14 protein-coding genes and 1 tRNA gene are annotated in these 11,416 nt (G+C 40.8%); 7 read left to right on the top strand and 8 right to left on the bottom strand.

What is annotated here, in order from left to right; translation table 11 throughout:
- Positions 1 to 201 (bottom strand): 30S ribosomal protein S10 (rpsJ, locus tag PF027_RS08230; protein WP_270877270.1); only part of this gene is annotated, 201 nt, incomplete at its 3' end.
- Between the two features lie 236 nt (positions 202 to 437).
- Between rpsJ and PF027_RS08225 the strand changes: the two genes are divergently transcribed.
- Positions 438 to 1,562 carry an AAA family ATPase gene (locus PF027_RS08225; protein ID WP_270872631.1) on the top strand — a complete coding sequence of 375 codons (1,125 nt, stop codon included), beginning with the start codon at positions 438 to 440 and terminating at the stop codon, positions 1,560 to 1,562.
- Here PF027_RS08225 and PF027_RS08220 read toward each other — a convergent pair whose 3' ends face one another.
- From PF027_RS08220 to coaE, 5 genes are all read right to left on the bottom strand, one after another.
- On the bottom strand, positions 1,563 to 1,898 hold the full coding sequence (locus PF027_RS08220) for a hypothetical protein (RefSeq protein ID WP_270872630.1): 336 nt from the start codon (positions 1,896 to 1,898) through the stop codon (positions 1,563 to 1,565).
- A 664-nt stretch (positions 1,899 to 2,562) separates the two neighbouring features.
- Positions 2,563 to 3,084 (bottom strand): hypothetical protein, encoded by a 522-nt coding sequence (locus PF027_RS08215; RefSeq protein WP_270872629.1) that lies wholly within the window; start codon positions 3,082 to 3,084, stop codon positions 2,563 to 2,565.
- Positions 3,085 to 3,130: 46 nt separating this feature from the next.
- Positions 3,131 to 3,505: a VOC family protein gene (locus PF027_RS08210; protein WP_270867877.1), complete on the bottom strand. Its 375-nt coding sequence runs from the start codon at positions 3,503 to 3,505 to the stop codon at positions 3,131 to 3,133.
- Between the two features lie 9 nt (positions 3,506 to 3,514).
- Positions 3,515 to 4,366 (bottom strand): diaminopimelate epimerase, encoded by an 852-nt coding sequence (locus PF027_RS08205; protein WP_270872628.1) that lies wholly within the window; start codon positions 4,364 to 4,366, stop codon positions 3,515 to 3,517.
- Positions 4,363 to 4,959, bottom strand: a complete 597-nt coding sequence (gene coaE, locus PF027_RS08200; protein ID WP_270872627.1) for a dephospho-CoA kinase — start codon at positions 4,957 to 4,959, stop codon at positions 4,363 to 4,365. The genes PF027_RS08205 and coaE overlap by 4 nt, the downstream gene beginning before the upstream one ends.
- 81 nt (positions 4,960 to 5,040) lie before the next feature.
- Between coaE and purM the strand changes: the two genes are divergently transcribed.
- Together purM and PF027_RS08190 are read left to right on the top strand one after the other, a co-directional pair.
- The gene (purM, locus tag PF027_RS08195) at positions 5,041 to 6,024 is read left to right on the top strand and encodes a phosphoribosylformylglycinamidine cyclo-ligase (RefSeq protein ID WP_270872626.1); all 984 of its coding nucleotides are present in this window, start codon (positions 5,041 to 5,043) and stop codon (positions 6,022 to 6,024) included.
- Between the two features lie 29 nt (positions 6,025 to 6,053).
- On the top strand, positions 6,054 to 6,497 hold the full coding sequence (locus PF027_RS08190; RefSeq protein ID WP_270872625.1) for a hypothetical protein: 444 nt from the start codon (positions 6,054 to 6,056) through the stop codon (positions 6,495 to 6,497).
- A gap of 42 nt (positions 6,498 to 6,539) precedes the next feature.
- Here PF027_RS08190 and PF027_RS08185 read toward each other — a convergent pair whose 3' ends face one another.
- Entirely contained in the window at positions 6,540 to 7,682 is a 1,143-nt protein-coding gene (locus PF027_RS08185) for an iron-containing alcohol dehydrogenase (protein ID WP_270872624.1), read from the bottom strand.
- A 138-nt stretch (positions 7,683 to 7,820) separates the two neighbouring features.
- Between PF027_RS08185 and PF027_RS08180 the strand changes: the two genes are divergently transcribed.
- On the top strand, positions 7,821 to 8,717 hold the full coding sequence (locus PF027_RS08180) for an AraC family transcriptional regulator (RefSeq protein ID WP_270872623.1): 897 nt from the start codon (positions 7,821 to 7,823) through the stop codon (positions 8,715 to 8,717).
- Between the two features lie 31 nt (positions 8,718 to 8,748).
- Here the strand turns inward: PF027_RS08180 and PF027_RS08175 are convergent.
- Positions 8,749 to 8,825, bottom strand: a tRNA-Met gene (locus PF027_RS08175).
- Between the two features lie 115 nt (positions 8,826 to 8,940).
- On the opposite strand from PF027_RS08175, the gene PF027_RS08170 reads away from it, so the two are divergent.
- From PF027_RS08170 to PF027_RS08160, 3 genes are read left to right on the top strand one after another with little or no spacing between them, the layout of a single operon-like run.
- Positions 8,941 to 9,501: a LemA family protein gene (locus PF027_RS08170; RefSeq protein ID WP_270872622.1), complete on the top strand. Its 561-nt coding sequence runs from the start codon at positions 8,941 to 8,943 to the stop codon at positions 9,499 to 9,501.
- The gene (locus tag PF027_RS08165; protein ID WP_270872621.1) at positions 9,501 to 10,424 is read left to right on the top strand and encodes a DUF3137 domain-containing protein; all 924 of its coding nucleotides are present in this window, start codon (positions 9,501 to 9,503) and stop codon (positions 10,422 to 10,424) included. The genes PF027_RS08170 and PF027_RS08165 overlap by 1 nt, the downstream gene beginning before the upstream one ends.
- Positions 10,421 to 11,374 carry a hypothetical protein gene (locus PF027_RS08160; protein ID WP_270872620.1) on the top strand — a complete coding sequence of 318 codons (954 nt, stop codon included), beginning with the start codon at positions 10,421 to 10,423 and terminating at the stop codon, positions 11,372 to 11,374. Before PF027_RS08165 ends, PF027_RS08160 begins: the two co-directional genes overlap by 4 nt.
- Positions 11,375 to 11,416: the final 42 nt, after the last annotated feature.

Here is an 11,416-nt window from a genome sequence, read left to right as displayed (position 1 = left end):
AATTCTCATCTCAAACTGCTCTCTCGAATCTTTGTTAATGTGTGGAGATTTCAAGACTGTGTAGCGTTTGATCTTCGTAGGCATTGGAACTGGACCTCTCACATCGGCGCCTGTTCTCTTGACGGCTTCTACAATTGCCGCAACTGTGCGATCTAAAACCCTATGGTCATAAGCTTTTAACTTTAACCTGATTTTTTGCATCTGCTTTCCTTAAAAAGAACTTGTCACAACGCGTGACCTTTTGCCTTAAAAACAAAAGACTGGGATTATATGAAAAAGGCAAAATTTTGTCAAGAAATTCGGTGAATTTTATAGAATTTTTTCCTTTTAATAAGGAAATATTCTGAAATTTAGAGCAAAATTTTTGAAATTTTAAAATTTTGTAAATTTTGCTGAATTTATTTCCTTTTAATAAGGAAAATTTTAAAATGCGTTTTATGCAAAATTTAGAATATTTTTATGACAATCCGCCAGAAGAGGCGAAATTTATAGCTAGAAAAACCTCCATTGATACGCCCAAAACTATACTTTATGGCGCGCTAGGTGCGGGAAAAAGCTTGATTTTGTTTGATTATATTTCAAATTTCAAAAAGGGCGAGTTTTTGTATATAAATTTCGCAGATTTGCGTTATGAAATTTCAAATTTAAGCGATGAATTTGATAAAATTTTTAAATTTTTAGAGCAAAATTCGCAGATTATCGCGCTTTTTTTGGATAATTTAGATGAAATTTCGCCGAGTGAAATTTCGCATTTGCAAAATTTACTAAACTCTGGCGCCTCGCAAAATTTGCAAAGCATTATCATCTCCACGCGCAAAAGTAGCTTTGAGCTAAAAAATTTTGCAAAGCTAAAAATTACGCCACTTTGTTTTGAGGAATTTATCGCTTTTGATAAACGACACAGCGAGATAAACGCCATTATTTCGGCATTTTTCTCGCAAGGCGGTAGCGTGGGTGGTTCGCTTTTGCACTCAGCAGGGAGCATAAATTCCGAGCAAAATGCGCTAAAATCGGCTCTAAGCGCAAACGAGATTAAAATTTTAAAAGAGTGCGCTACTTTCGTCGCAGCGTCATTTAGCACGAATAAAATTTATACAAATTTAAAGGAAAAAATCCGCATTTCAAAGGACAGCGTCTATGCCGCCATAGCGAAATTTGACGATGAAAATTTCATAAATTTTATCCCAAAATTTGGCGATGAAAAAGCGGCGAAAAAGATGTTCTTTTCGAATTTCAATCTCAAAGAAATTCTCGGTTTCAAAAAGGATTTTGTGAAAAAATTTTTAAACGCCGTGTATTGCGAGCTGGCAAATTTGGGCGCGCCCATTTATTACACCAAGGATTTGGATTTTTACCTGCCAAGCAGAAATTTAGGGGTTTTGGTCGTGCCATTTAGCGCGAGCGAGATTGTGTTTTTGAGATTTAAAAAGCTGATTTTGGAGCTAAAACGGCTCAAAATCACACGCCTTGCCGTGATCTCTATGGCAAATACAGGCGCGCTTGAAATCGAGGGGATAAAGTGCGAAGTCGTGCCGTTTCACAGCTTCGCACTTGGGTTGTGATTATCGAGTAATAATTTTGCCCTTAGTTTGTGCGCCCTTAATATCGATAACTTTGCCACTATTTCGTGCAAAATCCCTACATTTTTCATCAGTTTTATTCATTTTTATTTCAAGTTCGCTTTTGTTGTTTACATCAAAATCAACGCAAACTACGCCATCTACCTTAATCGGCAACACGATTTTTGTCATATTTTGCGCCATCTCATCGAATTGTCCGTTTTCTAAAAAATACTTGTAAAAATGGTTAATCGCTGACACAAAATCATTTTTCGCATCACCTATTTGCGAAGCTTGCATTACAATAAAAACAAAGCACAAAATCAAAAATTTTTTCATTTTTAATCCTTAAAATAAAGTCCGTGATTATACAACTTTTAAATTTTATTTTGAAATTTTGCTTACGCAACCTTGTAATACTGCGCCGAAATTTTACCTTTTATTATAAATGCAAAATTTTGCATTTAAATGTCATTGCGAGGAGGATAAAAAAGCGTCAAGACGCTTTTTTGCGACGAAGCAATCTACAAAGTCAAAATTAATGATAAGGCAAATGGCAAAATTTTTGAATTTCATGGGTTTTTGTAATTTCAAAATTCTGCCATTTTTGCGGTTGGTAATTTATGCTTTGTAGATTGCCACGCTCGTTTCACTCGCTCGCAATGACAGATTATACAAATTTCGTTCGCTAATGTCATTGCGAGGAGCTGTGAAACAGCGACGAAGCAATCCACAAAGTCAAAATAAACAATATGGTAAATGGCAAAATTTTTGAATTTCATGCGTTTTTAGAATTTCAAAATTTTGCCATTTTTGTGGCTGGTAATTTAGGCTTTGTAGATTGCCACGGAATTTTGCTGGCGCAAAATCCCTCGCAATGACACTTAAAAGCGAAATATAAATTTCCCTAAACCACTTCGACAATGGTGCAAATTTACTTCGATTTGTCATCACAAGGCGCAGGTTTCACGCACAACCAGCTATGTTTTCGCGCCAAATTCTACTATTTCGCCCCTGCTTTGGCCTCATCTGCCTTTTTTTGACGCCTTATTTCTTTATCGCACTCGCCCAGTTTCCCTAAGGCTTCCACGAAATTATCGTGAAACTCACTCTCGCTAGATTTGCTTTCTAGCAGCGCAAACGCCTTATCTGCCTGCTCAAATTTAGCTTTTATCTCCGGCGTGATTTGCACTCCATTAGTGATTTTGTTGATATCAGAAAATATCTCGCCCCGCTTCGCCCGGATTCTTAGCTCCTCTTTTTCTATGCTAGCATACACACTAAACATACTTGCGCTCCCTCTGCTACTATCTTTGAAAGATCTTTGGCGCAAAATATCCATAGTGCGTATCCTCATGGCGCTTTTGCACGCATACACGCCCGCTTTGCTACCTTCTTTTATATATGGTGGCTCGTTTAGTCCGTTTTCGTTCATGATAAAGACCGCGCACTCGTTATCGCCGCCACAGCCCGCAAGCCCCATAGCCACGCAAACTGCAAAGCCAAATTTAAGAAATTTTTTCATTTTAATCCTTGATAAATTTATGAAATTTTGAAATTTTAGCCCAAATTTAATAAACAGAAATTTCGACCAAATTTCCGTCTGGATCGTATAAATACACGCTTTTCATCTTGCCAAGCGCGCCGGTTCGTTCCACAGGTCCTAACTCGATCACAGCGCCACGAGAGGTGATTTCGCGCGCGATTTCATCGATGTCGCCCTGAGCGATTAGGCAAAAATCAGCCGAGCCGTAGGTTTGATTTTTCGCTACGGGTAGAAATTCGGCTAGTTTTTGGTGGATATTGATTTTAGAATCTCCGAATTTAACCGCCATTTTGGCGCCGTTTTGCACGATTTCAAGGCCTAAAATTTCGCCGTAAAATTTCAGCGTCGCCTCTAAATTTGCGCTTAAAATCACAAAGTGATCGATATTTTTGATTTTCACAATCTCCCCTTACGCGATAAAATCGCCGTCGAAAAGGTGTCTGACATCGCCTGATATGCACGCAGTCTCGCCACGCATTTTTACGCCGATTTTTTCGCCACTCACGCACGCCATATTTGCGTTTTCGCTCAGATTATAGTGCGCTCTGCCCGCGATATATGCACTAGCTATGCCAGTTCCGCATGATAGCACCTCTTTTTTCGCGCCGTGTGCGTATGTGCGCACCCTAACCCCCGTGTTACTCATCTCAGCATAACTTACATTGGCATTAAATTTCTCGCTAAACTCGGTAGCTAGGGTGTGGTTGTATGCGCTCAAATCTTTGACAAAGGTTACGACATTTGGCATACCGACCTCGTATAAATACCACATGTGGCCATTGCTCATAAATCCCTCGCCAAGGCGATTGACATTATCAAACTCGACCTCGACATTTGCTGTGATTGCGCGGTTTGAGCCCATGCCATAAATTTGACCAAAATTCGAATCTCGTTTTTTTGTGCCAAAACTCACGCTTCTGCCTGTGTCAAATCCGCGAATTTCGCCGTTTATTACATTGGCGTCGTTTTTGAATTTCACATTTTTGCCAGCCAAAAATCGCTCATAAGCATACATACACACGACCATTGCGGCGTTTGCGCTTATCGGGCTTCTAGTGCCGTCTGGGTTGTAATATTCCACAATGATATTATTGTCTTTACTTCCAGGGGTTTTTTGGTTGCTTAACGAAATAAATCCATTCGCCCCGATACCCTCTGCGCGGTTGCAAAGCACCCTAGCTAGACTGCCACGCTCGGCACTTTGTGAAAACTCAACTACTACAAAATCATTTCCGCATGCGTTATACTTTGAAAAATTCAATTTATCTCCTTTAAAAATTTTTTCACATTTTTTTCAAGTGTTATTTTATCGCTAACATTTTCTATAACAAAATTTGCGTTTGCACGCTTAAATTCGATATCTGCTTGCAAACTAACTCTAAGCTCGGCTTGCTCACGCGTTAGTGCGTTTCGCTCCATAATGCGCTCTATAAGCAAGTCGTGCGGGGCATATACGACTATGATTTTGTCGAATTCATCGTATTTTTGGCGCTCGAAATACAGCGGAATATCGGCAAAAAACGGCTTATTTAGGTGTTCTAAAATTTCAGATTGTCTTAGAATTTCATCTTTGATTTTTGGGTGCAAGATTGCTTCTAGTTTGACAAGCTCTGCCTTGTCGTTAAAGACCAAATCGCCTAGCTTTTTCCTGCGGATTCGCACGGATTTGCCGTCTTTTATAATGTATTCATTGCCAAAAATTTTTGAAATATCTATCCAGGATTTGTCCAGTAGCTGGTGCGAGATTTCGTCTGCGTCGATGATTTGATAGCCCAAATCACGCAAAATTTTACTAACGCTAGATTTGCCAGATCCTATCGAGCCTGTGATTACATAACCATTTTTATATGCCATTTCACACCCCTTTATAGCGTTTTTATGCAATTTTAGCTAAAATAATTTAATTTTCTAATAAATCCAAAAAAAGGAAAAACCGTGATTAGCTACAAAGAAGCAGGTGTCGATATCGACGCAGGAAATGAGTTTGTGCAAAGTATAAAACCCCTAGTCAAATCCACAATGACCCCAGGCGTGATTGGCGGAATTGGCTCATTTAGCGGTGCGTTCGCGCTACCAAGCGGGTATAAAAAACCAGCGATTTTGGGCGCGACAGATGGCGTAGGCACCAAACTTCGCCTAGCAATCGACACAGACAAGCTTGACGGCGTGGGTATCGATCTAGTCGCAATGTGTGTCAATGACCTCATCTGCAACTTCGCTACACCGCTATTTTTCCTAGATTATTACGCTACAGCAAAACTAGAAATCGCAAGCGCAAAACGCGTAGTAGCAGGTATCGCCGAGGGCTGCAAAATGGCGCAGTGCGCGCTAATCGGCGGCGAGACAGCCGAAATGCCGTCGATGTATGAGGGCAAAGATTTCGATTTGGCTGGTTTTGCCGTAGGAATCGCCGAGCAAGACGAGATAGATCGCACGAAATTTGTAGAGCGTGGCGATGTTTTGATTGCTTTGCCAAGTAGCGGTTTGCACTCAAACGGCTTTTCACTAGCGCGTAGAGTAGTTTCTGAGCTAGGGTTGAAATTTGACGAGAAAATCGGCGAAAAAACTCTAATCGACACGCTTTTGGAGCCGACTAGAATTTATGTAAAAGAGTTTTTGGCACTGAAAGATAAAATTCACGCCTGCGCGCATATCACGGGTGGTGGTTTAGTAGAAAATCTGCCTCGTGTATTCCCTGCTGGGCTTGGCGCGAAAATCGAGAAAAACGCAATCAAAACGCCTGAGATTTTTAAAATTTTAGCCAAAAAGGTCGAAGCTAGCGAAATGGAGCGCACATTTAATAACGGCGTGGGTTTGGTGTTAGTCACACCGAAGGCTAACGCTGATTTTGTGTTAGCTAACACTGACGGATATGTTATCGGCGAAGTGTGCGAGGGAAATGGCGTAATAATGGCGTAAATCACGCGCTAACAAAGGCTAACAAATTTATGAAAAATTTTGTTTTTTGTTTGGTTTTGTGTGTTAGTGCGTTTGCTAACACACAAATTTCAGGGCTCGAAAAAGAGTGCGAGGGTGGAAATTTAGATAAATGCTTTGAGTTGGCGACAAATTTAGAAAATAGTTGCGATAAAACCAAAAATTTTGAAGTTGGCGCAAAAGCCATAAAATACTATGAAAAAATATGTAATTCCAACGAAGCCCATATTTATACTGCTTGTATAAGACTAGCCAGCATTTACAACCGCGGTAATTGCGCACAGGAAAATTCGCCAAAAACACTAAAATATCTAAAACTAAGTTGCGACAAAGAGCATGCCGATAATGCTTGCAGTGTTTATCAAAGAGGTTTGGCATCAGTCGAACATTTCAGAAGCAGGTGTAAAAACGGCGAACAAAGCGCCTGCGAATGGTTAAAATCTGAGGGATATTAAATTAAATTTTGGCGAAATTTTAAAATTCCGCCAAATTTCAGACTATTTTGCTAGATCAAAAATCTCTTTCACAGCTTTTGCGTCGTATTGTGGTAAGCCCCATTTTGGTGCGTCTCGCACGATGATTTCCATGACTTCGCCCACATTGGCTTCACCAATTTTTACCCCGCCAAGCGTAGTCGGGGTGCCGATTTTATCAAACCACGCTTTAAGCGCGTTAATTCCAGCCTCTGCGCTGTCAAGCCCAAAAATTTCTTTGGCAAAACGCGCGAATTTGGCTTCATTATTTTTCTTATACCATTTCATCCATGCTGGCATTATCACGCTTAGCCCCGCTCCGTGCGCACAATCGACCACCGCGCTCATTGCGTGTTCTAGCATGTGATTTGGGTAGCTATAACCGCTCACGCCCACATAAGTTAGCCCATTTAGCGCCATTGTCGCAGCCCACGCGAAATCGCCCCTAGCCTCGTAATCATCAGGGTTTTTAAGCAAAATTTCAGTTGTTTTCATAACGGTTTTGATGTTTGCTTCGATATACATATCGATGATTTCAGGGTGTTTTGTGGCTGTGAAATAGCCCTCGATCGAGTGCGCGATGATATCGCTAGCCGAATACACCAAATACTCAGGCGTTACGGTAGCTTGAAGCTCTGGGTTTATAACTGAAACTTTTGGGAACAAAGCTGGGCCATCTATGCCAAATTTTTGCTTTGTCGCTTCGTTTGTGACTACGCCGCCTCTATTCATCTCAGAACCAGTCGCGGCAAGTGTGATAATGTCAAAAATCATAAGTGCTTTTTGAACCTCTTTTGCGAAGAAAAAGTCCCACACATCGCCCTCATAGCACGCTCCTGCCGCGATTGCCTTACAGCTATCTAGCACGCTTCCGCCACCAATTGCTAGCACGCTATCTGCACCGAATTCTTTCGCGATTTTCACGCCCTCATGGACTTTGCTAAGCACTGGATTGCTTTTGACCCCGCCAAGCTCGGCGTATTCTATGCCGTGCGCTTTGAGCGAATTTACGGCTGTATCAAAAAGCCCAGATTTTTTCACTCTATCGCTTCCATAGACGACAAGCGCCTTTTTCACGCCGTATTTCGCCATATACTCGCCGATATTTTTCTCTTTACCCTTGCCGAATTCGACCTGCACAGGGTTTTTAAAACTGAAATTTTCCATAATTCTCCTTTAAAAAATTTCGCACATTATAACCGAATTTACAAAATTCTTATAGACAAATTTTACAAATTTATTGCCTAATTCTGCAAAATTTAAAATTCTTTGCTAAAATAAATCAAAATTTCAAAAGGGGTAAAAATGAAAGATAAAAACAAAATTTTAGATGAAATCGCAAATTTTATTGATAAAAATTATCCAAATTACGGCATTATAGATACACAAATCGAGCAGATTAAATTTTACCGCGCAGACGAAATTACCGAGTTTCGCAGCGGAATTTACAAGCCTAGTATCTGTATCGCTCTACGCGGAAACAAGCTAGTGAAATTTAACGGCAAAGAGTATTTTTATAACAAAGACCAATTCATGCTCACCCCTACTCACATACCAATTTCGGGCAGGGTTACGCAATGCCCACTTTTGTCAATTATTGTCGAATTTAAAGTCGATGATTTGGCAGAGGCGATCAAAAACATAAATTTCACTCCGTCGAAAAAAAAGCTAAAAGAGAGCCTGTATGTGAGCAAAATCGGCTTCGATTTGGCTGATTCTATCGCTAGGCTGGTGCATTTGCTAGAACGAGGTGGCGCGCACAGCGAGTATTTGGTAAATCTATCGGTAAAAGAGGTTTTGTATTCGCTGATGAGTGGCGATGAGGGGGCTGCGAATTTCTTATACAAATTTATCCTAAACGGCACCATGCAAAACCAAATCGCACACGCTATCAGCGAGATTTCAGCGCATTTTAATGAAGCGATAAATATGAGCGATTTGGCTGAAAAAATCGGCATTAGCGTTTCGTCTTTTTACCACAATTTCAAAAAATTTACCGCCCTTTCGCCGCTAGAATTTCAAAAGCGAATTAGGCTAGAAGAGGCGAAATTTATGCTGCTAAATACCACGACTTCGGTCTCGCAAGTGGCATTTGATGTGGGCTATGAGAGCACAAGTCAGTTTAGCAGAGAATACGCGCGCATGTATGGACTGCCCCCAAAAGCGCATATCCAAACGCTAAAAGAATTGACGCTAAGCTAAAATCGGTGTAATTTAAAATCGTATAAAAAAATGGTGTCAAGAGAGAGACTTGAACTCTCGACCTCCGGCTTATGAGACCAGCGCTCTAACCAGCTGAGCTACCTTGACACATTGTAGGAAAAATGGAGTTTATCCAAATTTTACTTATATAAAATTTAAAAAGCGCAAAATTTTAAATATAATTTATGCTAAAATAGCAAAATTTCATTTTCAAAGGGAAAATATGGGCGTTTTAACTATCTTTTTAACCATAATTGCAGTTTTAATTTTTGCCGTTATTGGCATTTATAACTCATTAATCGCCAAACGAAATCAGGTCTCGAATATCGCTTCTAGCGTCGATACACAGCTTAAAAAACGCTACGATTTGATCCCAAATTTACTCGCCTCTGTCAAAGCCTACCTAACGCACGAACGCGAAGTATTGAGCAAAATCACGGCTTTGCGAAGCGAAGCGATGAGCGCCACAAACGACGCGCAAAAATTCGCCCTAAACGCCGAACTCTCGCGCACTCTTGGCTCGCTAAAAATCGCTGTGGAAAACTACCCAGAGCTAAAAGCCAACGAAAATGTCCTTCATCTCCAAGCCACGCTAAGCGAAGTCGAAGAGCAAATCAGCGCAGCTAGACGCGCTTACAACGGCGCAGTTATGGTGTATAACAACGCATGCGAAATGTTTCCCACAAACCTCATCGCTAGCTTTTTTCACTTCAAAAAAAGCGAATTTTTCGCCGCCGATGATAGCGAAAAACGCGCGCCAAATTTATCAGAAATGCTAAAATAATGGAAAAAATTTTAAAATTTAAAAACGAAGAAATTATCCAAAATTTGGAAATTTTAGAAAAAAAGCGCGCAAAAATCGCCAAAAATTTACGCATTTTAAAGGTCGCTTCCTTTGCTCTGATTTTCGTCCTGCTTCCCATTTTGCTACGATTTGTGCCTGATTTGCTCATTTCTAGCATAATTTGCGTTTTTGCCTCGCTTATGTTTTTTAGTATTTCGCACGCTAGGCTTATAACGCCCTTTAACGCGCGTTTTAAGGACGAAATCCTAAGCCTAATCGCCAAAGACGAAAATTTAAGCTACGAGCGCAAGAGATTTTTCGAATTCGCCGAATTTAACGCGCCCGGGTTTTATGAAAGCGGTTTTAGCGTGTATAGAGGCGATGATTTTTTCGCCGGGGAAATCGAGGGCGTGAAGGCGCAGTTTTGCGATATTTACCTCGCCAAACAAACACAAACACACACTAACCAAAAACAAACGCCCAAACTAACAACCCTGTTTTATGGCATAACGCTTATAGCCGAATTTAACCAAAATTTCGCCTCCACGCTCCATGTCATCGACACTAACGCCAGAGCTAACTCACACCTAAAACGCGTTAGTATGGATAACGCTGAGTTTGAGCAGTATTTCCGCACATACTCAAATGATCCTATCAGCGCGCATTACATACTAACGCCCAAATTTATGGAGCAGCTAATCGCACTTAGGGATTATTTCAAAGCCCCGCTTAGCCTAGCGTGCGAGGGAGGCAAAATTTGGCTATATATCGCGCTTGGTAAAAACAGCTTCGAGCCAAATATTTCATACCCGCTCCTTGGCGAAAACTCCCCAGCCGTCACGCTAAAAAAGGAGTTGGAAAAATTTAAAATTTTGGCTAAAATTTTGAAAAATAATCAAAAAGCATTTGTGGAGAAAATATGAGTATAGTATCGTTTGAGCTGAAAAAAAAGACGATTTTAGAAAATGAAGCGAGCGCGAAAAAACGGCTAATTATCGTCGTTTGCATGGTTTGTGCGCTGGCGTTTTTGATTTTAAGTGGCGGATATTCGCTGAAATTTAAAATCATTTTGGGCTGTTTGATTGGGATTTGCGGGATTTTGGCGCACTCGTATTTTGACAAAAACCAAAAACAGCACTTCTCAGCTCTGCTCGACAAGGCGTTTGATAATGAAATTTTGCTTTGGATCGCCAAGGAAACTGGGCTTACTTTTAAGCCCTTTGGCGCATTTTTTTTAGAGGATTTAAGCTCGCTTCCGATTAAAAAAGACGCTAACACATGCGTTTGCAAACGATCACTAGTAGGCAAAATAGGTGAAATCGAGGCTAAATTTGGCGATGCTGCGCTAACGCGCACTAACAAACGAAAAAAAAGTTTGTTAGGGCTCGATAAATTCGAGTGGGGGCGCATAAATGACGGCAAAATTTACACTGGATTTATAGCGAAATTTGACTATCCGCTCGCCTTTGCTAGCGATTTTTCGGCAATTGGCAAGGGTGAGTTTATGCTCCAAACCCCGCACCTCAAACTCCAAAAGGCAAATATCGCCAAGTCCGATATTTTCGACATTTACGCTGGCGAGAATTTTGACAGCGAGGTTTTAAAAGACGGCAAAATCCTAACCACACTCGAACTCATCAGCATTAGCCTAAACTCCCCAGTGCAAATGCACGCTGTGAGCAACTCCGTATTTATCGCGGTTTCGAACGACACGCTCTTTACTCGCATAGACACGAACCAAAACGCAAATGTGATTTTAAGCATAAATATGATGATAGAAATCGCGCGAAATCTCGCTCCCTTCGCCACTAGCGAAATCAAAGCAAGCGAAGAGCCAAAGATTACGGCTTTGCTAAACGAAATGCGCTCTTAGCGAAATTTAGCTTTTAAATTTAGGGTAAATTCGAGCGCCGAA

Origin of the sequence: Campylobacter sp. VBCF_01 NA2 (assembly GCF_027797205.1) — a bacterium.
Lineage (GTDB): Bacteria > Campylobacterota > Campylobacteria > Campylobacterales > Campylobacteraceae > Campylobacter_B.
Note: the sequence above shows the minus strand (reverse complement) of the source record. Positions and strands in the feature narration are given on the sequence as shown.